This is a genomic window from Rhizobium skierniewicense, assembly GCF_014196515.1.
GTDB lineage: Bacteria > Pseudomonadota > Alphaproteobacteria > Rhizobiales > Rhizobiaceae > Agrobacterium > Agrobacterium skierniewicense.
Map to the genome: position 1 here is coordinate 110,081 of NZ_JACIDV010000011.1, position 22,010 is coordinate 132,090.

Below are 22,010 nucleotides of genomic sequence, written 5' to 3' on the forward strand. Positions count from 1 at the left end.
CATTGTGAGACCTCTAGTAGCTTGAGGGTCAAGACCAGTTGCGGAAGAAACAGGTGTCCCGGCAAAAATCAAAACCTGGCTCGGTGCGTCACTTCAGCGCAGAGCCGACAAAGGATGTCAACAGGGTCTTGAACCTCAGGCTACTAGAGGGATTACGGCTTTCCCACGAATGATTCCCGATGACACGGGACGGCGGTGGGAGGTTTGATGAAAGGTGTGAGGATTTTCCGGATCGTGATCTGGTGCTTTGTCGTGGTGGTGGCAACAGGGCTGTTGATACTAGGCCGTGATCTGAATGTGCGTCCGGGTGATGTGGCGGATGCGTCGAACCCATCTTCTCCCGCCATCGGCAAGCCATTTCGCCTCGTTTCGCATAAGGGTCAGATAGTTGATAACGATGTTCTGGATGGCAAACCGTATCTGGCATTCTTCGGCTTCACGCACTGCCCGGACATCTGCCCCACGACGCTCTTCGAGCTGACCGACCTCATGGCAGAGCTCGGCTCTACTGCGGACAAGTTCAATGTCATCTTCATCAGCGTGGATCCCGAGCGTGACACCGAGACGATGCTGAATGGCTACATGACTTCTTTCGATCCGCGGATCATGGCGCTCAGGGGTACGCCCGAACAGACGGCCACCGCAGTGAAGGCATTCGCAGCCTACTCCCGCAAGGTGCCGACCGATGGCGGGAACTACACCATGGACCATACCGCGGGCGTCTATCTCATGGACGCAGACGGCAGCTTCAAAGGGACACTCGACATGCATGAGCCCCGCGAAGTCCGGCTGCAGAAGATCCGAAAACTCGTGGCGGGATCAGTCTGATCGGCCCGGATATTCACCGGGCCTACTTTCAATACTCAAAAGGATATCAAGTGCAGCCAGGAATTTTGACACGACGCGGATTCATGATGGGCGGGGCAGGGGCCGCAACGGTAGCTCTGACAGGCTGTTCCGCAACGACAGCCGAGAAGGAGCGCCCCGCAGTTGTTCCAGTCGAAAGTCCCGCTCTCGCAACGATATACGGCCCGGTGCCAGAAGAACAATTCCCGCTTCCTGCGATCCCCTACCAGAAGATCAGCAAGCGCTTCCACCGCCAGATGGTGAGCGATCCAACGGGTGAGCGGCCCGGCACACTGGTCGTCGATACGGCGAACTATTACCTGTACCTCACATACGAGGGCGCACAGGCGATGCGTTACGGTGTTGGTCTTGGTCGGCAGGGATTCGAATGGTCAGGACAGGGTGTCATCCAGTACAAGCGCCAGTGGCCGCGCTGGACGCCGCCTGACGAGATGGTCGCCCGGCAGCCTGAACTGGTGCCTTACAGCATCGCAAACGGCGGCATGGCCCCCGGCCTGAAGAATCCGCTTGGTGCGCGGGCGCTCTACATTTTCAAGAACGGCGAGGACACGCTGTACCGGATTCATGGTTCCCCAGAATGGAATAGCATCGGAAAATCCGTGTCGTCGGGTTGTGTGCGGATGATCAATCAGGATGTGGTAGACCTCTATGGCCGGGTACCGGACAAGGCTCCGATCGTCGTCACCAGTCTACCTCGGCTATCGGCGGTTTAGGTGCCGTCGAGCGGGTTCCGCACAGTCCTCACTTGACATGGCGACTCCATAACAGCCGACACAAGCCTTGAAATTTAAATGGTTATGGAATTGTTTAAATGCATGGAAGAAAAACGAGCCCTTGATGCATTTGCAGCCATCGCACAGGAAACACGGCTGCGGATCATTCGCCTGCTCGTTACGGTGGGCGCGGATGGAATGGCGGCGGGTGCGATAACGCAAGCCCTGGAGACCGCGTCGGCTCCCAGGGTTTCATTCCATCTCAACCACCTCGAACATGCTGGTCTGATTGAAAGCCGCCGCGAAGGCCGCAGCATCATCTACAGCGCGATCTTCCCGGCGCTTTCCGACCTCGTCGCATTCCTGATGAGGGATTGCTGTTCAGGTCATTGCGAAGTCTGTGATCGGGCGATCGATCTCTTCGCCAAATGCACCGGGCGACCGCAGAAGGTTGCCGAGCCCAAATCCATCGTATGCGAGTGAGAGAATGAGCGAACTGCGTGACATCCTGGAGACCCGGCAGATCGGCATCTATTTTGCAGCCGTGATTCTCGCCGCCACCGCCGCAGGCATCGTGTCCGGAACGACGTCACTGGAAGTGGCGATCAATCCCGCACTGGCCTTCATGCTCTTTGTCACCTTCCTCCAGGTTCCGCTCGCCGATCTCGGGAAGGCATTTCTACAGATACGGTTTCTAGGTGCTCTGCTCGTTACGAACTTCGTTGCCGTTCCGATCCTCGTGTTCGGTCTCATGCATTTTCTCCCGGCTGACCCGATGATCCGTATCGGGGCCCTTCTGGTGCTCCTCACACCATGCATCGACTACGTCGTGACTTTCGCGCATCTGGGACGGGCTGATGCGAGACTCCTTCTCGCTTCGACCCCGGTGCTCCTGATTGCGCAGATGGTCCTGCTTCCATTTTATCTCAAGGTATTTCTCGGCGACGAGGCTGGCAATCTCGTGCAGATCGAACCGTTCATCCACGCCCTCGTCTGGCTGATCGTGTTCCCACTGCTTGGGGCCGCGCTGATACAGTTTTCTGCTGCACGGCTCGGCTTAATGTCCAGGGTTTCGAGCGCGCTCGGACTGCTTCCCGTCCCAGCGACGGCTGCCGTGCTCTTCATCGTTGTTGCTGCAGTCGTTCCGCAGCTTGGTCTCGCTCTCGATGGAGCGCTGCAAGCATTGCCACTCTACATAGCTTTCGCGGTCATTGCCCCCTTCATCGGCTGGATGGTCGCCAGGAGTTTTCGCGTAGCGGTACCCGGTGCAAGGGCCATCGCGTTCAGTGCGTCCACCCGCAATTCGTTGGTGGTGCTTCCTCTGGCATTTGCGGTGCCGAATGCGATGCCGCTTCTGCCTGCCATCATCGTGACGCAGACGCTCGTCGAACTGGTTAGCGAGATGATCTACATCCGCGTGATCTCAAGGTTTGGATCGCAGAAGACCGAGATACAAGCCTAGAAGTTGACAGACACCAGTTACGTGCCGAGCGGTCATTTCTTCTTAAGACACGGAAACCGTGTCTCCCATCTATCCTCGTCATCACTGATCAGTTTCTCACATCCCATCGCCGCTACCCGGCGTAGCTTTGAAAATGTAGCGTTGGCACCGTGCGTCTTCATCAAGGCTGCTGCAGGAACTGTCACAGCACTGGACGTCGCTCTGGCGTCGGCCAAGAGCAAAGGCGTCTTCCGAAATGATGGAGTGTTACGGCCCGCGCTCATCCACCTGTGTTGACAAATCCAACACATCCATTATTCTGGATACATGGAAAATATTACTGCTATCGCCGCGCTTTCAGCGCTAGCCCAGAATACCCGGCTTGAGACCTTCCGCCTGCTGGTCAAACACGAACCGGAGGGCGTTCCAGCAGGTGAGCTCGCACGGCTGCTCGATGTTCCGCAGAACACCATGTCGGCCCATCTTGCAACGCTCTCTCGGGCAGGAGTGGTCATGAGCGAGAGGCAGAGCCGCTCAATTATCTACCGTGCAAATCTCGATGCTCTTCGTGACCTGACGCTGTTCCTGCTCAAGGATTGCTGCGGCGGCTCGGCCGAACTTTGCGCGCCCGTGATTGCCGAGCTGACGTCGTGCTGTAGTCCCGAGGCGAAGCCATGTTGAACCCTGTCAAACTCGAACAGGTATCGAATGACGACCGGGATCTCCACGAAGCGTTGGTCGCCGCTCATCTTCCGATCGACGACATCCGGGAGGAGGGCCGAACCTTCTACAGGGCGGTGTCTGGTTCCGCTGAGCTGGTCGGTTTCGCCGGGATTGAAGAGTGCGGGACAGATTTCCTCCTGCGTTCCATCGTCGTGCTCCCCAGCCACCGCGGTCAGAGGGTAGGACACGCCATCGTCGAGCAGACACTTAGAGATCTCAATGGCAACGGCGACATCTATCTTGCGACCACAACCGCTGCGCTCTTTTTCTCTACCATCGGGTTCGTTGAAATACCTCGGGAAAGCATCCCGCCCGGATTGCTTGCGACCCGTCAACTATCATCCATCTGCCCATCGTCGGCGACCATCATGAAGCTCAACAGGCCTCCGACCTAACACGGACAATGACCATGACTGAAAAGACCTACAACGTGCTGTTCCTCTGCACGGGCAATTCCGCTCGCTCTATTCTCGGCGAGTCCATCCTTAATCATGAAGGCAAAGGCCGTTTTCGGGCGTTTTCCGCCGGGAGCCACCCCAAGGGCGAGGTCAACCCGCATGCGCTGCGCGAACTGGAAGCGCTTGGCTATCCGTCCACGGGCTTTTCGTCGAAGAACTGGGATGTCTTCGCCGAGCCCGGCGCTCCCGAGATGGATTTCATCTTCACCGTCTGCGACAGCGCCGCAGGCGAGGCATGTCCCGTTTGGATCGGACATCCGATGACCGCGCACTGGGGTGTCGAAGACCCGGCCGCCGTCGAGGGCTCCGATATCGAGGTACAGCGCGCCTTCGCCCAGGCGGCAAGGTTTCTCAAGAACCGCATCGCCGCATTCCTCAGCCTGCCTATGGACTCGATCGACAGAATGGCGCTGGAACAGAAGCTCCATCAGATCGGTCGCATGGAAGGCTCGACCTCCACACAGGAGGAAGGTGCCTGATGTCCCTGTTCGAGCGCTACCTCACCATCTGGGTCTTCGTCTGCATCATCGTCGGCATCGCGTTGGGCCATCTGATGCCCGGCGTCTTCCAGACCATTGGTTCTGCCGAGATCGCCAAGGTCAATATTCCCGTAGCGATCCTCATCTGGCTGATGATCATTCCGATGCTACTGAAGATCGATTTCCGCTCGCTATCGAAGGTCGGTAGCTACTGGCGCGGGATCGGGGTCACCCTGTTCATCAACTGGGCCGTCAAGCCGTTCTCCATGGCGCTCCTAGGATGGCTGTTCGTCGGATGGCTGTTTCGTCCCTATCTGCCCGCCGACCAGATCGACTCCTACATCGCGGGCCTGATCATCCTTGCCGCAGCACCTTGTACTGCGATGGTGTTCGTCTGGAGCAACCTGACGAAAGGCGAACCATTGTTCACGCTATCGCAGGTCGCCCTCAACGATGCGATCATGATCGTCGCGTTCGCACCTGTCGTCGCACTGCTCCTCGGTCTCTCCGCAATCACGGTACCATGGGACACACTGGCGATTTCGGTCGCGCTCTACATCGTCGTCCCGGTCGTAATCGCGCAGGTGATCCGGGTCCGCCTAACGGCTGACAGCACAGATCGTGCGCTTGATGCTGTTCTCTCGAAACTCCAGCCGCTTTCGCTTATCGCGCTTCTGGCGACGCTGGTCCTGCTGTTCGGCTTCCAGGGTGAGCAGATCATTGCGCAACCGACGATCATCGCCCTGCTGGCCGTCCCGATCCTCATCCAGGTCTACTTCAATTCCGGGCTGGCCTACATCCTCAACAGGATGGCCGGGGAACGCCACTGCGTCGCCGGACCGTCGGCGCTGATCGGAGCCTCGAATTTCTTCGAACTGGCCGTCGCCGCCGCCATCTCGCTTTTCGGCTTCCAGTCGGGTGCTGCACTCGCGACCGTCGTCGGTGTTCTCATCGAAGTTCCGGTGATGCTCTCGGTCGTCTGGATCGTGAACCGTTCAAAGGGCTGGTACGAGGCTGCGCCAGCCGTCTCCCGAAACACCGACAAGACAAGGATTTGACCATGGATGTCACCATCTACCACAACCCCGACTGCGGGACATCACGCAACACGCTGGGCCTGATCCGCCACGCGGGGATCGAACCTGATGTCATCGAATATCTGAAGACGCCACCGTCGCGCGCGGACCTCGCGAAAATGATCTCGGATGCCGGGCTGACGGTCAGGCAGTCCATCCGTGAAAAGGGAACGCCCTACGCCGACCTTGGTCTGGACAACCCTGACCTGACTGACGACCAGTTGCTCGATGCTATGATCGAAACCCCCATCCTGATCAACCGCCCTTTCGTAATCACGCCGCTAGGCACCCGGCTTTCTCGTCCATCGGAAGTCGTGCTCGACGTCCTGCCTGCCGAGGCATTCAAAGGCCCCTTCATGAAGGAGGACGGCGAGCAGGTTCTAAACCAGGAAGGAAAGTGCATTGTCTGATACATTCCCCGCTCTTCACGATCAGCATCTTCAGTCGGTCGACATGGAATCCCTGCGACCTGCATTCTCGACGCACAAGCCCCGGATACTGATCCTCTATGGATCGCTTCGGGAGACCTCGTACAGCCGTCTCCTTGCCTTCGAAGTCCGTCGGCTTCTCGAGCGGCTGGGATGCGAAGTCCGGGTATTCGATCCGGCGGGTCTGCCGCTTCCGGACGAGGCGCCCGTCAGCCACCCGAAGGTTCAGGAACTCCGCGAAACGACCCAGTGGTCTGAAGGACACGTCTGGATCAGCCCGGAACGCCACGGTGCCTTGACCGGGATCATCAAGTCGCAGATCGACTGGATCCCGCTGGCGCTCGGTTCGGTGCGGCCGACGCAGGGCAAGACGCTGGCAGTAATGGAGGTCTCCGGCGGCAGCCAGTCTTTCAACGCCGTCAATCAGTTGCGCATCCTTGGCCGCTGGATGCGGATGATCACCATCCCCAACCAGTCGTCCGTTGCGAAGGCCTACCAGGAATTCGATGCAGAAGGCCGCATGAAGCCATCATCCTATTACGACCGCGTCGTCGATGTCTGCGAAGAGCTGGTGAAGTTCACAATCCTCACGCGCGAGGCCTCGTCCTACCTTACAAACCGCTACAGCGAACGGAAGGAGGATGCTGAGAAGCTGGAGCAGCGCGTGAGCCTCAAGTCCATATGACAGCAAGGCTTCCAATCGCGGCCATCCTGGCACTCGGTGTCACCCAGATCATCGGTTACGGCACCCTCTATTACAGCTTCAGCATCCTGGCGCCGGACATGGGTGCCAGCCTTGGCTGGTCGAAGGAGTGGGTTTTCGGCGCACTTTCAGTTGCCCTGCTGATTGGCGGGTTCACCGCGCCGTGGCTCGGCAGCCTGATTGACCGCGTCGGCGCGGGTGTGGTGATGACCATTGGCTCTGCCGTTGCCGCCGCCGCCTTGATCGCTTGCGCATATGCGCCCGGCAGAACCACCTATGTCGCCGCCCTAATTGGTATCGAGGTAGCCGCCAACCTTGTCCAGTACGGGGCCGCCTTTGCACTTTTGGTCCAGCTTCAGCCGACGGTGGCCCAGCGCAGCATCACCTATCTGACCCTGATCGCGGGTTTCGCCTCAACACTGTTCTGGCCGCTCACTTCGAGCCTGCACACGCACCTCTCGTGGCAGAACGTCTATCTGGTTTTTGCAGGACTCACTCTCCTAGTCTGCCTGCCGCTGCATGCGTGGCTGGCAACCGGGGTGACGCGTAGTCGCAAGCAGGCGATATCAACGCCGCCACAGCCGGTGATCGGCACGCTTCCACCGGATCACCGTCGCTCGGGGTTCCTGCTCATGACCACGGCCTTCGCCTTGCAATATCTCGCAGGCTCGGCCGTTCTGGTGCACATGGTGCCGCTTCTGGCCGGACTGGGGCTTGGCACTAGCGCCGCCATCGTCGGCACGCTGTTCGGCCCGTCTCAGGTCGCAAGCCGTCTGATCAACATGGTGTTCGGCACGCGACTCAATGCCCTGCATCTCGCCCTGATCTCAGCCGCGCTGATACCGGTCAGCGCGGTGATCCTGATCCTGAGTGCTCCCTCGATACCCGGTGCAATGGTTTTTGCCGTCATCTTCGGCATGGGCAACGGCCTGCTGAGCATCGTGTCGGGCACCCTGCCGCTGGCGCTGTTCGGCAGTGACGGCTACGGGAAGCTTCAGGGTAAGATGATGGCGGCCCGCCTGGTCGCTTCGGCACTAGCGCCCTTCGTGTTGGCCCTCACGATGGAGTGTTTCGGCATCCGTGTTTCGATTGGCGGGATCGTTGTCCTAGCGCTATTGGCAGTCGTTGCCTTTACAAATCTATTCCGCTTTCAACGAGAAGGTTGATCCCGCCGAAGCTAAATACTGAGTTGATGACGGCCCCAAAACGCGTACGACATCTATGTCGCCTTCGCGCCGATACTGTTGAAAAACTCCCCTGGGCATCGGTAAGGCCGCGCCTTGCCCGGATCGTCAGGTATAGTTTTCTGACTGTGCGGGAGAGATGAAACCACTTTGCGTCTGACGTGCTGGGGAGCGTGGCATGCGCAATATTATTTCAGGGGGCCCGAAGGAAAAACCGCCTGCTGGAGTTTTTCAACAGTATCCGCCAAGAGCCGTCACGTAGTAGCGGCTGCTTTGCGCCTAAAAGCGGTCATTGCGCCATTGACGGATTCCCGTGGGTTGTAGAAATAGGTCGCCGTCTTCAGCAATGCGATCTCCGTACTCCCGCTCGAGGTCCTTTGCGAGAATGAGCTCATCGCGCGTTGGATGCCAGGCGGCTCTCATCTAACTGCTTCCTCATCCAGTGCGACGGAGGTCGCAAATTCCAAACTAGGATCAAGTGGCGGCGCTTCGACCGTTGCCCGAGTCTCCGTTGCAAACATCATCGCCTGCCAGTCAATCTCCCACCCCCTCAGCGCCGACAACATCGCCAGACCCATCGCTTGCGCCACCGATGGCACGACCGCGTTTCCAATCTGGTCGGCCACTGGCCCGTGACCACCTACAAACTTCCATGTGTCCGGAAACCCCTGCAATCTCGCGCGCATGCGGTTCGTCAGCCCAGGCACGAATCCTTCACGAGAGCCTTCATCTTCCGTCGGCGCAGTCTTAGCCGGAGGAGCGTAACGAAGTCGCTGCCTTTCGGAACGAATTTTCTCTCCATGACGAGCGCTGCCCTGGTAGCCCCGGATGGTGTCTGACCGGTAGTCGCGGTCCTTCATAGACTGCAGCCAGGCTTCTGCGTCGGACCAGCCGTTTTCACCCATAAGGTCGGCGAGAACGACGCCCACGTTCGTAGTCAGCTCCGGAAACTTTCTCGGCATCCGGAAGGCGCCCACCAAATCTTTGCGCATTCCCACCATCATGATGCGGGACCGGCTCTGAGCGACGCCGTAGTCCTTCGCGTTGATCCGGTGGATTTCCGTCGAGTATCCTGCCTTCGAGAATTCGCGCAGGAGGAACGCGATGTAGTCCGCGTGGCGCGAATGCAGGATGCCCTCAACGTTCTCGAACAGGAATGCCTTGGGCGCTATCTCGCGTACAGCACGCACGCCTTCCATCATCAGGTCGTTCTCGTCGTGCCGCCCCTTCTTCTGGCCGACCGTGCTGAACGGGGTGCAGGGAAGCCCACCCGTCAGTAGGTCGATCCGCTGGTCGCGGTATTCCTTGAAGTCCACTTTGCGGATATCGGCTTGGATGACGTTCCAGTCCGGTCGATTGGCCCGCAGCGTGGCCACTGCAGTTTTGTTCATCTCGATCAGAGCGACGTGCTCGAATCCGGCGCGCTCCAAGCCAAGGGCCAGACCACCTGCACCCGCGCACAGCTCGACAACACGGGCACGGTAATGCCGCGGAGGAATTCCTGCAAACGGCTTGCGAGAAAGCCCTACGAAAGACATCCGGCTTTGCCCTGTCAAAGTCGACAGTACGCGCAATTCCATTGGCCCGATTTCATCAAGTCGACCGGCAGCTACGTCGCCAAGCATCTTGCGGGCCATCGCCATGCGATAAGACGGCGTCGCGGGTCGTAGCGAAGCGGGGGTGGGCTCCTTACCAAACAGAGTATCGCATTCAGCTTCGAGGACTTCTGCCTGATGGCGCAGGCTTGCATGAACGACAGGAGACTTCACACCGCCGGGTCGGAAATGCTGTCTTAGCTCTTCCACGAGGGAAGCGGTACGCACCTCGAAGGACGCAACCGCTGCCTTTGCCTGTCGGCGCACGGCCGCCGCGACTGCCCTCCTGTTCGCCGCTGTCAGCGCTTCGGCCGGTGTCAGCTTTGCGTCGGCCAACCGCTTCTTGATGAGGGCGACATCCTTCGTATCGATGCGAGCTCCGATCGCCATGCGCTCGAGGATTTCCTGCCGCGTGTCTTGGTCGGCGGCCACCAAGGACTTGATGACGGGAAACGACGCTCGAGACTTCCGGAGAACCTGCTCGGATCCCTTCAAGGATTTCGCGAATCCCATGTAGGTGGACAACTCGGCTGCAGGCAGATTACAGCGTGCCTTGAGGAACGCCTTCGCTTCCCCGGCGGGCACGACGTCCGTCAGCCTTTCGATCTCGACGGCCATCGCCAGCACGCGATCGGCCATCTGCTGCTGCAGCTCCGTTATCCGCCTGATCGCCGCGGAAAGCGCCTGTGCTTTCGGATCGATGTCTGCCATTGAGATGTCCCCATTTGGGACGTCCATACGACAACGAATCTTTCATCGCCGGTAATCGGATCGATAAAATGCAACCGATCTCAACGGGCTCGACGTGGTATGAACTCAAGAAATTCGAGAGGTGTCATATGGCAGTGATCGCTTACATTTAAGTGGCGGCATCAAAACCCGCGCCCCTTTTTTCAAGAAGTTGTGTCCCAAAGCGTAATCATTTCGATAATCATTTGTGATAGCGATGCCCGCGAAAGTAGAATTAGAGGCACGGTGACTGTGGCGGCATATGCAAGAGATCTGGGAACTTATGCGACGGCTGAAGAGAAGAAGTATCTCACGAAGAAAACGGTAGGCGGCGACAGCAGCAGAATTGGTTTGATATTCGAGGAGCGTGTCGCAGCGTTTAAAATCGTGGAGCAGGTGTCTCGTGTGAAAGCGAGAAGGCTGGAGGCAACCGATGTGAAGCTTTTGCTTCAGGCTAGGTCATTTGTTGACGACATCGCTTTTATCGTAAAGGATTCAGTGTTCTGGATCGAGGCTAAATCGGGCGAAGTCGGCTGGGGTTCCCTTGCTCAGGAGGTTGAAGCTGGTTCGACCACTAAACTCAAAAGGCCGAAACGAACCGTCGCTCAAAACTTTGCGAGCCAAATGCGGGTTGACGACAGCGCAGGTCGGTCGGCGCAATACGCGCTAGCCATTCCTTCTTACGAAAGGGGAGTTGAACTCGCCTCGAAGCGCACAGCTCTGGGGTTGGGAGCTGTCTGCATTTTCGTCTTGCCTAACAGCAACAATATTCAAGAAATCGAACAACTGCACCCAGGGTTCAGGGAGTGCTTGAGAAAGATCTGCCCACTCAGTGAATCGGATCGGGATCTAGAAAACGTTCTTTGGGCAATCATGACCAGTTTGCGCAAGCTTGACGCGGGGCAACTCACCGATCTCGCATCGCTCGCTGTCGATGCCGATGTCCATTTCAAAGGCGTTTTGTCGATGGGCCCTAATCGGCGCCTTCGCGAAGATGTTGAGCGTGTCCTCTACGCGATTGGTCAAAGTGAGGATTTCAAATTTGCGGTTTGCGGCTCCGTCTTACACTATGTCCACGAGGGGGACCATGGAACTGGAAAGTTTACCGTGGGGTCAGAGAGCGGTTACGCATTCGAGCAGGACGTCCTAGACATGTCATCCGCCTCGTTCGACAATTTGGTCCCGCTTCTAAGGAAAAAAAGGCGATGATGAGTGATTTCGATGAGGACGTCGAAGCTAAGCTTGCGGATCTTTGGCGGACCGGCAATGAGGCCTCACTCGGGCAGCCGTTGGCTGAACTATTCGCTGCGAAAGTCCGTTTGGCTACCGAGAGCGTTCGTGTCGTCTGTATCGCTAACGACATCCATCCTTACGGTGAGATGTTTCTGGAGAGGCTAGACCAACTAACCGAAGGCGAGGTTAGCCTTTCCTGCTATTGGAACGATTATATACCCGCTCCATCAGAGAGAAACCATTGGGGTCCAAACTTTCTTCCGGATCTTGCGCCGATCACGCATCAGTTTCACGACGAGAAGGGAATTCAAGTCGACCATATTGTAGTTTTTTCCACGGATATCGAGGAGGGGGCTACGGTCGCGGAAAATCTTTTGCGGACGCGGGAGATCGTAGACGCTGGGATGGCAACCGTGGTAGCGCTGACCGCGACGCAGGATGATCTGATCTCACTTATGGAGCAAATTCAGGCACGAGACAACGAGTTCGAACTACCGAACATACTTTTGGGCCTCAGTGATGGGCATAGAATGTCTCTCGCCTTCAGATCCTTGGCTCGTAGCTCGAATGATGAACCTCCCTATGGTGAGACTGACATCCCACAGTTTGTTGTGGAGAAGATGGAAGCCAAGACAGCTCGCCGCCTTGGCCTTTAACAGCCAGTGCGTTACCTTTCAGGCGTCAGAACGCACTACGCCGTAAAGCCAGGGAACGCCTCGACCTCGGAGCCGCCCAATGCGTCGCGAACCACAGATCAGAAGGCACCGACTGTTTGTTAAGTATTCCCCCAGCACTGCGACAAGCGGGACTGCTTCAAGCTGTCGCTTGATCTGAACAGCGACAGGCTGCAGAGTCCGACCCCTTGTCGGGCGCTCGAAATCAGCAGATCGAGGGTGCTGGCACCATGCGTGCGAAGGCGGTCCCGCCCTTTATACCACGACGCTTTTGCGATAAGATTACATCAGCGCCCCGGCAGGTAAATGCCGATGAAATTGAATTCGCTATTGACTTTCTTATTTTTGTTCATATTTTGTTCCGCATGATCAAGATGCTGAACATATCTCGAATAGGTTGAACGGGCAGGCCGCTCCGAAGCGGCGCAGGCAACGTTTATCTAATCGAGGGTGTTCATGATGAGCTATCCGCATTTTGATACGTCAGCGGCCCTGTATGCCGCTTTTGATGAAGCTTCTTCTAAACTCTTCTATCCTAAGGGCACTGTACGGTGCTCAGGCGACCCAATGTATCGGTCACGAGCAGCGAGAGACCTTGGCTGCGTTCTAGACGTCGATCCGGCTGTCGTCGCCTGGCTCTGCCTGCCATTGGAGTTCGATACTGAACTCGGCCCCCACGTTCCCGACTTTTTTGTCAACTACGAGCGCGGCAAACCCTTTCTCCTCGACGCTGTCGAGGATGAGGAAAATCCTGCGATCAAGGAAGGCGCTGCCCTTGCCGGTTACCAGTATCGGGGCATCCCGCGAAAGGAGATCGAGGCGGGTTTTCGGCTTGCCAACGCCCGTGATCTCCTTCGCTACGCCCACTCCAGGACGCCTCTGAACGACAGGATCAGAATGCTGTCCGCGCTTGACGAGGCAGGCTCCCTGACTGTCGCAGAATGCCTGCATATTTTCACTGAAGTTAAGCCGATGACAGGCATCTCTTGGATGGCCCTCCATCAATTGATCGCGCTCGATCTCGACGAGAGGATGATCGACCCCGAGACGGTCATCCGTCGCTTTCAGCGCTAAGCGAGGTTGTAATGGAAAACTTCTCGAAACGTCGCCGCACGGTGACGCTTGAGCGCATGGCCTATGCGCTCACTCTCAAGTCGGCAGCACGGCTGGGCGGTGCCTTTAAAACAAATGAGATCGGTCGGCATATCGTGATTGTCCTACGGATCCCTTCTGGATCCGTACTTGACGAATATGTCGCCGCAGCAAGCCTTCTGACGAGCACCAATGAGAGCCTTTCCAGCTTTGAAATCTCGTCACCTAAACTCGGCACCAAAGGCGGTATTGATGGTGAACTGGTCAGCGGCCAATTGAAATCCAGGCGTTCTATCCTCATCATCTGGCCGTCGGAACATGGGTTGCCAAGAGAAATCGACCTGGCGGCCGACCGAGTTGTAGACGTCGGTGCGGTAAGACCATTCCATCTGGCTGCCGCCGCGAAGGAGTTCTCGGGCCAGAATGTCGATATGGCGGATGCGCGGAAGATGCTGGAGCATCCTCTTGCAGAAGTCTTTGCTGCCTTCAGGGCAGGAAGACCTGTCTCGGACGTTCTGGCGCGACTTGCCGCACTTAAGACAGATACGCAACCGCCTGTCGTGGAAACCTCGCCACCTCTCGATCATCTTGTAGGTTACGGTGACGCGAAGACTTGGGGACTGTCTCTGGCGAGAGACATCGCTGCGTGGAGAGACGGAAAGCTTGCCTGGTCAGACCTAGACCGGGGACTGCTCCTGAGCGGAGCGCCTGGAACAGGGAAGACGATGTTCGCCAGCGCGCTCGCGCGGTCGTGCGGTGCACATCTGGTCGCGACGTCGGTCGCGCGGTGGCAGGCGGCCGGGCATCTCGACGACACTTTGAAAGCGATGCGCAGAAGTTTCGATGAGGCGAAGGCACAGAAGCCAAGCATTTTGTTGGTCGACGAGTTCGACGGTATCGGCGATAGAGATAAGGTTGTCGGAACCGAACACGAAACCTATTGGAGACAGGTGATCAACTTCTTGCTCGAGTTGATCGACGGCCACGACAGGCTCGAAGGCGTCGTCGTCATCGGCGCCACCAATCATCCGGAAGCGATCGACGCCGCTCTCCTGCGGCCGGGGCGGCTTGACCGGCATATTCGTATTCCGCTGCCGGATGCAGAGGAGCGAAAACATCTCTCGCGTACTTATTTCGGTACCCAGTTGTCAGACCGCGAGGTGGACGCGATCGCTGCGGCGACCGTTGGGTTAACCGGTGCGCATTTCCAGACAGTCGGTCGAGACGCAAAGCGGCTTGCCCGTGCAGAGGGAAGGGCTGTTTCATATGCAGACGTGATGTCGGCTTTGCCACCAGCGAGAAAGATCACCGGGGGCGAGCGGAGGACGATCGCCATTCACGAGGCGGGACATGCGGTCGTGGGGGTTCGACTGGGCGTCGGATTGTTGGACACCGTCGCCGTACCCTGGGAGGCCCATGCCGGACAACCTTTAGGGTTTGCACATTTCGAGATCGAGGAAGACCAGCTTAGGGAGCGTCAAGGATGTCTTGATCAGATCGCCTTGCTGCTTGCAGGGAGAGCGGCGGAAGAGGTCATCCTTGGCACTGCGTTCGATGGCGCGGGTGATGCCGAGGGCTGCGACCTGCACATGGCAAGTGACCTTGCCACTAGGATGGAAGTTCAACTTGGGATGGGAGAGGGGCTTGGCTACTTCAATTTGAAATCCGTCGAGCAACGCGATCGTTTCCGACGAAACAATCCTGACGTCGCCGCCCGCATCGAGCGTGGCCTCAGTCGAGAAATGGAGCGCAGCCGGGAAATCGTGACGCGTTTCCGGGACGCCATCGAAAGGATCGCCGACGTTCTGGTGGAGAAGGCAATTATCGAGGGTGACGAAGTCAGGGCGATCATTCGGGAGACTTCAAGATGAGTGAGGGGATTCGACGTCGGCGTCGAATCGCAATTACGGTGGAAGCGGAACCGTGTCGTTGTTTCGCGGAGGATTTTCTGGGCGACCATCCATCTGATCGCTCTTCTCGGCACGAGTATTACAAGCAGATTGCTTGCGGGCATCGGGACGACTAATAACTGGTGAGGCTCAAGGGGAATCTAGATTTGTACAACTTACTGATGATGGGCGATGACAGTGAGTGGAACGTTACGGTCGGAGACGTCCACGAAGCGTCGTTTCCGCTTGCTCGCTACCTCGAGTACACCGAAGCAAGCATCGAGGAGCGATTGAAGCCCATTACGGAGGAGGTCAAAGTTTTTCTCGGCCAATTGCCGGCTCTCTTCATGAGCGAACTACAGAACGACATTAGCGGTCGCTCGTACGTCAGAATTCGACTGGGTCAGGCATGGAATATCCGGATCGTCGGTGCCGACCTCATATATAATTTCTGCATAAATCAGTTGTTTGGCGAGCATACCATTGTTGACAGGAAAGCTTTTGAAAGCGTTTTTGCGTTTGGGAAGTGGGAGCTAAGTCGAACCCACTGGGCGGTGAAGGATCGAGACCTTCAAGCAACTCTCGCGATCGCCGGAGTTTCCCCTCAGGTAGGTCAGGCTGGTGGCCTGCCGATCACGACAGTTCCACCGCCGCCGCCAAGCCCGCTGTTGCCAGAAGACGAGGTGGCGCTGCCGATTATCGACAACTTGGTCGACTTCATGAACCATGTGTTGAGCCTTCCTTCGGCGCCGGATGACGAAATCTTCTATCGAGGCCACTCGGACAGACGTTACAAGCTAGTTCCCTCCCTTTTTCGCAAAAATGAAAATGGAGATTGGCGTTATAGGCATAAGGAAGAAACCATCGTCCGTGAGCTTCTTACTTCCCAGGCGACGGAGTTTGCAGCCGACGAATACATGCTCGACAAGCTTGTGAGGATGCAACACTACGGCCTGCCGACAAGGCTGCTCGACGTAACGTCGAATCCTTTGGTCGCCCTGTACTTCTGCTGCGCGGAGGATCGGCTAGATCAGCAAGGTAATCATCTCGATGGGGAAGTGATCGTGATGAGCACCAAAATTAGCGATGTCCGTTTCTTTGATTCCGATACAGTGAGCTGTGTGGCGAACATCTGCCTTCTCGCGGACAAGGAGAAGGAGCGAATGCATACCGGGGGAGACTGGGTCGCGTTCAACGAAACTGCCGAATGCAAGAAGCTCCTTCATTTCATCCGGCGCGAGAAACCGTACTTCGAAGCCAGACTTCAGCCTGCTGATCTCGAAAGGATCATGTTTGTACGAGGACGAAATACCAATGAGCGTATCACCTCGCAGTCAGGAGCCTTCTTGATGTTTGGCAAAGACTCAGTCCTTCCAGAAACTGGGTTCAGCTCCCTCGATGTCCAAAGGATAACCATTCGAAACAAGGCTGGTATCCTGCGAGACCTCGCCAAACTGAACATCAAATCCAGCACCATCTACCCTGGCATCGAGAAGACCTCAGCGGAGATTGCGAAAAAGCACGAACTCGCCATGGGCTGACCGGATCCGTATTCTGTAGGTGTGGACTTTCGAGCGTCTCTCTCTAGGTAAGAATATTTGCATAACGTCTTTGAGCTAGTGGTGGGAACTTTGGTACTACTGGTCAGATCTCGAGTCCGGAAGCTCGAAGTTGGAAGTCGTTCCTCACGGTGTCCGGGATGAAGTTTTCTCTGTTCAAGCCAGTACCAACACCGGATCGAACGGCAGGATTTCCTCCGACGCCTGGCACGGAAAAGCCATCGCTATCGATGGTGTAGTCCCACGCGAGCGATACTATTCGACACCGCTCTGACAGGGACTCGGGCAATGCAGCCGCCAGTCGCAAGGGTACGCTCTCGTGGCACGAGCCGCATAGAATGTCGAGATAGTCTCCATTATCCATTTTTTCGTCGATTGCAGTGTGGACCATACAGGACTTTATCCTGGCGATCGTGCCAATATTGCTGACGGCAAAGAGGAGTTGGTACGGTGCTAACCATTCTTCCTGACGAAAGGCTTGGTAGATCGGCGAAACCTCTCGCTGCTTCGCTTCGTTGATAACTCTGCGCTGCGGCCAGATGCAGGAATACCGAACAAGGGCTCCGTTAAGCTCGAGCTCCCTGATTACTCCGGCCGCGAAGTTGTCGAAGTCCTCGACAGCAGAAACCACATGAAATCTATCCGGTACGCTTCTCTTACGCAGGTAATGAGCGGCAACGGCTCTTCCTGAGAGCCGCGCGTGACCGGCATACTTGTCACTATCTAGGTCTGCATATACGAGTTCATCAAGCAAGTTCCTGGTTGGCTCGTCGACCCAGTCCTCTATATAGCGGCTCGCTGCCATCCACCTGCCTCCAATCGTTCGACAATCTCATTGAATTCAAAAATCTGTTCGTCGAGCATCTTGATTAGTGTATCCACTGCGCTTTCTGAGGGAATCCGATATGTTCGCATGGCACCAGCGCCTTCGATACGCAGCAACTCGCCGACAATACGACCCTTACAGTTCCAGCAGGAAACCTCCAACGCCTCCTCAAGGGCATATAGCGACGCCGCACGTTTCAAGCGAGGTATAAAGTATTCTTTTCTTTTAGAGCATTTCAGCATATAATTGACGAAGGTCTCTTCGTAACGAGTTTTCCAATACTGGTAGTGAAAGGACTCATACGCAGTTTCTTGGTCAACCAACCGGCTTGATCCAGTTACTGTGGCAAAAGCGTCGAAAATATCTTCGTTCCAATCCAGAAGCTCGTAAAATTCCTCTGAAGCGCAAAAGATTTCCGTGTCAATATCAGTGTGGCCGTCAGCCTCGACGCAGGAGTCCACGCTCCGTTTACGTTTTTCACTCTCAAGAACAATACGGTAACGCACGTCACGACCGATATTTTGGTCCATATCACGCTGGCGTTGAATGTCGTAGTTGACTTCGTACCACTCCAGGGCACCGCGTTTTAATTGCCCGAAGAAATGGTCGTAGACACCATTAAGATAGTAGTCATCAACCAAAGCAAGTGGCCTGTCCCAGAACGAGTATTTATCTAAGTCGGGTAGATCGTGGCCTTTCCGAAGCAAATCCATCAATGTCGCAACTTCGATGATAGTCCTGCACGTGCCGTATATGATCTCGTAGTCTCGCCCATCCTTATTGGCGTCAGCACCTGCGATCTTTTTCTTAAAGGTTTCGACCAAATCATCGCCACCGGAATCACGGATCATGTCAACGCTATAGTTGCCAATGTAGCTGACAGCAGGTTTACCCATTGATCGCTATTCCTCCCTTTTTGTTCTGGAGTAGCCTGCACGGAGTTAACATTGTGTTGTTCCGCCCAAACAGACCGGCCGACGAGGTGGATGCTGCCGTGACATCAATGGCGCCACGAACCGTGACGACACATGGCATCAACAGCCGCCAACGCTGGTATCTACGAGGCGATAGCAACCCACTGCTGCTAGAGTACCAAGAGAAGGACTCGATCCGTGGATTTTCGATGGTATATCCCAATGACGCTGATCCCGCGTATCGGGCTATGATCGGAAATAATGTTGCAACCCGGTCGGTTAAGTAATGGTCGGCCTCGTCCGCGCTGAAGTACCCGGTCCACACTTTGCCCGAGGTCGGGCCGACGTCAGGCGACGTGACCATTGGAAACTAAAGATACGGCTGAAACCATTTTCCTTGCTCTGTTCGGATCGCCGTCACTACCAGTTGACCTAGCCATTGAACGGCCCCAGATCCAAGATGTGTTGGCGGAGCTTATCGCAGGCTGGCGCAATTTGTGCCGCGGCGTCCCTTCCGTTCTCGAAGCGGTAGGGTATCGTAGTGATACCGCTCAGATCGCTTGGGAGCTTCACCTTCTCTTCACGTGGCTCCATAAGGATCGCGCGCTGTCGACCAAGCCGTCCCATGAACAGTCCCAGTTCGAAAACCACATTATCTCGCGGGCTCGGCCAATCCTTTCCTCTGCTTTCCGTGAGGTCGTCAGCGTGCGCGATTGCGACGGCAAAATCGGAGTCGTCGATTTCGGCTTCAAGGTTCGTCAGTGTGTAGTTCGCAACGCGAAACACCCCATCGGTCCAGATCGTGGTGATAAACGGGTCGTGTTCGAACGCGTTCCGAACAAGCCGAGCAACAGGCAGAGCTTCCGCAGAAGAAATAATGAAGACGCGGACCTTCTCGCGGAAGGTGCCGACGTGCTTATTTCTTTCGAGCAGGCGTCTCGATAGCGACCGCGCGATTTGCCGATACATGTCCGGATAAGTCTTCGCGAGGGTCGAGAACTGTTGTGCTGTAAGCTTTGCCACGACGGATCGATCCTCCGCAATCACCGTCGCCGAACGACGCTGCGTAGGTTCGATGGCAGCCATTTCGCCTACGTGCTCTCCTCTACCGCGAGCTCCAAGCCGTCGGCCATTGATATGTACGCTAAGCGAACCGGAGAAAACAAAGTAGATGTCGTCGTCTTCGCCATTCTGTTCGATGAGCGTGACGCCCGCATCAACCTCGAGCATCTCGGCGACTTCGGCCAACGCTTCGGCAAGCTGGACGTCACCGCGAACGATAGTTTGAGCGCCGAAGGATTCAATCCGCAAATCCTTCCCTTCGTCTCCCATGAAACGTTCAAGCATTTTACTCAAGTGATTGTTCTCCAGTAAGTGGTCGAATAGACCTCATCGTTCTTGTGCTGCGTCCAGTTCCATTTCTTCCAGATGCTCTCCCTGATAGGTCCAAGCTTCTGGTTGTCGTTCAATAAGTCGAAGACCCTTTTCGTGATCCATGTCGGCTGATCCGCACTCAGGGCTGTCAGCTTTGCGGCTAGGTTCGCAGCGTTCCCAATCCAGACGATGTCGTTGTCACCACGAACGCCGGTTCGGGCGGCATAGATCTCAGAAGTGTCGATACCCACGACATGCCGGATTTTGAAATCGGTGCTCCATCCCTTCGCAATCTCTGCCTGGACGATGTTCTTGATCGCGTAGTTGATCTCAAGAGCACATGAGACGGCATCATTCGTCTGGCTTGTGGAGATGAAGATCCCCATCGCTCTATCGCCATCGTAGGACACGACGGAACCGCCATGGCGGCGGATCAATCTCGAGGTGGCGTAGAGAAATGCTTTGTAGACCTCTCCCGCGAACATCCAATGCTTCTTCTCGACGAGATCAGTTGAGCCGTCGAGGTCGGCATAGAGGATCGTTGCCCGTTGGAAGTGGATGGCGTCGTTCGAAAGTCTTAGGGCAGCAGGCTCCGGAACCGTCGTTCCGTCGCGCGCCGTCCACTTCTCTCCGAACGTCGTTCTTGCATTAGCCCGGATGTCTTCTGCGATCGTCATTCGAACTCTCCGTCATCAGGGAAGATGGGAAAACGCCCAGCGGGCTACCGCCAGCGAAGGAGGAATTCCCATGACTACGAAAGCCAGAAGGACAAGTGATGCGGCCCAGTTGAATAGCTTGAACTTTCGGTGGGCTATCGAAGCGTGGATCGCGGTCTGAACGGCGAGATCGTGCAGATATGTTTGGGAGGCCGAATCCCCGTTTTGCGGCTGATATTCCTTCTCCGCCATCAAAGGATAGTCCTTCGCTCCGCTATCCTTGATGTCGCCGAAATACAAAAGGTTCTTGCGATCATCGTCGCGCTTGTAGAAATGCTTCAGAAACCTCGGTAACAGAGAAATCAGGCAGGTTGCTGCTGCAAGAAATAGTAGGACCAGGGCGACGACCAGAGCGTTGCCATAGTTGAACGGAAGTTCCTCGGTGGACTTAAGCAGATTGATGAGAGCTCCGATCCAAACCGATGAAAAGGTGAGCAAAGCTGCGTTCTTGGTCTCGGCGAATTTGACGAAATCGATCATCCGTCCGTGATTGGCGGACATCAGCTTTTCGTAGGCTTCTTGCTGGTCGTTCTTCGCCATGGCTCAGAGTGTTTCCGTTTTTGGCATGGCGAGCGGGCAATCATCCATAGTCCCGCAGCAGGTCTGATTGATCGAGCGAAGATAGTCGTAGAAAGCCCTCTCTGACCGGTTCCATCCTTCGAGGTTGATGACAAGGTCGGCCAATTCATGCTTGTGACCGCTGCATGACGCTATCGGAAGCCGTAGACTGTCAGCGGCGTCGCACTTGCACCGCTGTCGTAACGACATCACACACTTCTCGTTCTTCAGAACTGTGAAAACTCGCCGACCGTCGCGAAGAAGCGCCAACCGGTTGGATCCCCGATTTTTTACCCGAAGGCGGTCGTCCCGCAGCGTGGCGAGAAATCGCGGCCCTAGGGCAGCCGCATTCTCTTCAGCAAGAGATTGGAACCTCGCCGCTGTCGAGCCGTGTGCACGAGCATCGCCCTTACCGGGCCATCGTCGGAGAGCCGACGCCGAGCGCTGTCGCAAGATGAACGTTAAAACTTTGCCCCACCACACTTCCGCATCTCCGGCACTCGTAATACCCGAAGGTTCAAGCTCTCCCCAGTAGAGGCAGAAAGAGCCGTCGCTGTTTATATGCCGCTCGGCGCAGAAGGTTGGGAGAAGGACTGGAACACGCTCCTTCACCGTGACCGTGTCCGCAACTCTCCTAACTTCGAGAACTATTTCAGGGACCGGAGCGCCTGATGGACTGGGTGGCCGGACACCATATACGGAGACCTCGCCCGCAGATGAAATCAAACGGGCGTGGTTTGCATGGGCTAGGCTGTTGAGATGATCGATCGGCGACAAGG

The 22,010-nt window shown here is 56.4% G+C and carries 23 protein-coding genes; 16 read left to right on the plus strand and 7 right to left on the minus strand.

Features of this window, described 5'->3' with window-relative positions:
- Positions 1 to 207 precede the first annotated feature (207 nt).
- The 11 genes from GGQ73_RS17510 (at position 208) to arsK (ending at position 8,054) form a co-directional block, all read left to right on the plus strand.
- The gene (locus GGQ73_RS17510) at positions 208 to 828 is read left to right on the plus strand and encodes an SCO family protein (protein ID WP_183897246.1); all 621 of its coding nucleotides are present in this window, start codon (positions 208 to 210) and stop codon (positions 826 to 828) included.
- A gap of 83 nt (positions 829 to 911) precedes the next feature.
- Entirely contained in the window at positions 912 to 1,580 is a 669-nt protein-coding gene (locus GGQ73_RS17515) for a L,D-transpeptidase (RefSeq protein WP_183897272.1), read from the plus strand.
- A gap of 102 nt (positions 1,581 to 1,682) precedes the next feature.
- The gene (locus tag GGQ73_RS17520; RefSeq protein ID WP_183897247.1) at positions 1,683 to 2,063 is read left to right on the plus strand and encodes an ArsR/SmtB family transcription factor; all 381 of its coding nucleotides are present in this window, start codon (positions 1,683 to 1,685) and stop codon (positions 2,061 to 2,063) included.
- Positions 2,064 to 2,067: 4 nt separating this feature from the next.
- Positions 2,068 to 3,042 carry an arsenic resistance protein gene (locus GGQ73_RS17525; protein WP_183897248.1) on the plus strand — a complete coding sequence of 325 codons (975 nt, stop codon included), beginning with the start codon at positions 2,068 to 2,070 and terminating at the stop codon, positions 3,040 to 3,042.
- Between the two features lie 306 nt (positions 3,043 to 3,348).
- The gene (locus GGQ73_RS17530) at positions 3,349 to 3,702 is read left to right on the plus strand and encodes an ArsR/SmtB family transcription factor (protein ID WP_113169825.1); all 354 of its coding nucleotides are present in this window, start codon (positions 3,349 to 3,351) and stop codon (positions 3,700 to 3,702) included.
- Complete coding sequence (gene arsN2 / locus GGQ73_RS17535) at positions 3,696 to 4,139, plus strand: arsenic resistance N-acetyltransferase ArsN2 (RefSeq protein WP_113169824.1); 444 nt, start codon at positions 3,696 to 3,698, stop codon at positions 4,137 to 4,139. Before GGQ73_RS17530 ends, arsN2 begins: the two co-directional genes overlap by 7 nt.
- Before the next feature lie 14 nt (positions 4,140 to 4,153).
- Positions 4,154 to 4,681, plus strand: coding sequence for an arsenate reductase ArsC (locus tag GGQ73_RS17540; RefSeq protein ID WP_113169958.1), 528 nt, complete (start codon positions 4,154 to 4,156; stop codon positions 4,679 to 4,681).
- Positions 4,681 to 5,739 (plus strand): ACR3 family arsenite efflux transporter, encoded by a 1,059-nt coding sequence (gene arsB / locus GGQ73_RS17545; RefSeq protein WP_113169823.1) that lies wholly within the window; start codon positions 4,681 to 4,683, stop codon positions 5,737 to 5,739. The genes GGQ73_RS17540 and arsB overlap by 1 nt, the downstream gene beginning before the upstream one ends.
- Before the next feature lie 2 nt (positions 5,740 to 5,741).
- Complete coding sequence (gene arsC / locus GGQ73_RS17550; protein WP_113169822.1) at positions 5,742 to 6,167, plus strand: arsenate reductase (glutaredoxin); 426 nt, start codon at positions 5,742 to 5,744, stop codon at positions 6,165 to 6,167.
- Positions 6,160 to 6,870 carry an arsenical resistance protein ArsH gene (gene arsH / locus GGQ73_RS17555; protein WP_113169821.1) on the plus strand — a complete coding sequence of 237 codons (711 nt, stop codon included), beginning with the start codon at positions 6,160 to 6,162 and terminating at the stop codon, positions 6,868 to 6,870. The genes arsC and arsH overlap by 8 nt, the downstream gene beginning before the upstream one ends.
- A complete protein-coding gene (gene arsK / locus GGQ73_RS17560) occupies positions 6,867 to 8,054 on the plus strand; it encodes an arsenite efflux MFS transporter ArsK (protein ID WP_113169820.1) in 1,188 nt (395 codons plus the stop codon). Before arsH ends, arsK begins: the two co-directional genes overlap by 4 nt.
- Before the next feature lie 437 nt (positions 8,055 to 8,491).
- Here the strand turns inward: arsK and GGQ73_RS17565 are convergent, their stop codons facing one another.
- Entirely contained in the window at positions 8,492 to 10,378 is a 1,887-nt protein-coding gene (locus GGQ73_RS17565; RefSeq protein ID WP_162734003.1) for a DNA cytosine methyltransferase, read from the minus strand.
- A 264-nt stretch (positions 10,379 to 10,642) separates the two neighbouring features.
- Here GGQ73_RS17565 and GGQ73_RS17570 point away from each other — a divergent pair, with 264 nt between their 5' ends.
- The 5 genes from GGQ73_RS17570 to GGQ73_RS17590 all read left to right on the plus strand — a co-directional run bounded on the left by GGQ73_RS17570 (position 10,643) and on the right by GGQ73_RS17590 (position 16,825).
- Complete coding sequence (locus tag GGQ73_RS17570) at positions 10,643 to 11,605, plus strand: hypothetical protein (RefSeq protein WP_162734002.1); 963 nt, start codon at positions 10,643 to 10,645, stop codon at positions 11,603 to 11,605.
- Positions 11,605 to 12,285 (plus strand): hypothetical protein, encoded by a 681-nt coding sequence (locus tag GGQ73_RS17575; protein ID WP_183897249.1) that lies wholly within the window; start codon positions 11,605 to 11,607, stop codon positions 12,283 to 12,285. Before GGQ73_RS17570 ends, GGQ73_RS17575 begins: the two co-directional genes overlap by 1 nt.
- 585 nt (positions 12,286 to 12,870) lie before the next feature.
- A complete protein-coding gene (locus tag GGQ73_RS17580) occupies positions 12,871 to 13,377 on the plus strand; it encodes a hypothetical protein (protein WP_234911009.1) in 507 nt (168 codons plus the stop codon).
- Between the two features lie 11 nt (positions 13,378 to 13,388).
- Positions 13,389 to 15,266: an AAA family ATPase gene (locus tag GGQ73_RS17585; RefSeq protein WP_113169815.1), complete on the plus strand. Its 1,878-nt coding sequence runs from the start codon at positions 13,389 to 13,391 to the stop codon at positions 15,264 to 15,266.
- Positions 15,267 to 15,451: 185 nt separating this feature from the next.
- Complete coding sequence (locus tag GGQ73_RS17590; RefSeq protein ID WP_234911010.1) at positions 15,452 to 16,825, plus strand: FRG domain-containing protein; 1,374 nt, start codon at positions 15,452 to 15,454, stop codon at positions 16,823 to 16,825.
- A gap of 103 nt (positions 16,826 to 16,928) precedes the next feature.
- Here the strand turns inward: GGQ73_RS17590 and GGQ73_RS17595 are convergent, their stop codons facing one another.
- The 6 genes from GGQ73_RS17595 to GGQ73_RS23385 form a co-directional block, all read right to left on the minus strand.
- Complete coding sequence (locus GGQ73_RS17595) at positions 16,929 to 17,648, minus strand: hypothetical protein (RefSeq protein WP_113169814.1); 720 nt, start codon at positions 17,646 to 17,648, stop codon at positions 16,929 to 16,931.
- Positions 17,627 to 18,565: a hypothetical protein gene (locus tag GGQ73_RS17600; protein WP_113169813.1), complete on the minus strand. Its 939-nt coding sequence runs from the start codon at positions 18,563 to 18,565 to the stop codon at positions 17,627 to 17,629. Before GGQ73_RS17600 ends, GGQ73_RS17595 begins: the two co-directional genes overlap by 22 nt.
- A 450-nt stretch (positions 18,566 to 19,015) precedes the next feature.
- Positions 19,016 to 19,930 (minus strand): TIR domain-containing protein, encoded by a 915-nt coding sequence (locus tag GGQ73_RS17605; RefSeq protein ID WP_113169811.1) that lies wholly within the window; start codon positions 19,928 to 19,930, stop codon positions 19,016 to 19,018.
- Positions 19,931 to 19,935: 5 nt separating this feature from the next.
- Positions 19,936 to 20,634 (minus strand): adenylate/guanylate cyclase domain-containing protein, encoded by a 699-nt coding sequence (locus tag GGQ73_RS17610; protein ID WP_113169810.1) that lies wholly within the window; start codon positions 20,632 to 20,634, stop codon positions 19,936 to 19,938.
- A gap of 15 nt (positions 20,635 to 20,649) precedes the next feature.
- Entirely contained in the window at positions 20,650 to 21,213 is a 564-nt protein-coding gene (locus tag GGQ73_RS17615) for a Pycsar system effector family protein (protein ID WP_113169809.1), read from the minus strand.
- A 3-nt stretch (positions 21,214 to 21,216) separates the two neighbouring features.
- Complete coding sequence (locus GGQ73_RS23385) at positions 21,217 to 22,008, minus strand: E2 domain-associated cysteine-rich protein (RefSeq protein WP_350310104.1); 792 nt, start codon at positions 22,006 to 22,008, stop codon at positions 21,217 to 21,219.
- Positions 22,009 to 22,010 lie beyond the last annotated feature (2 nt).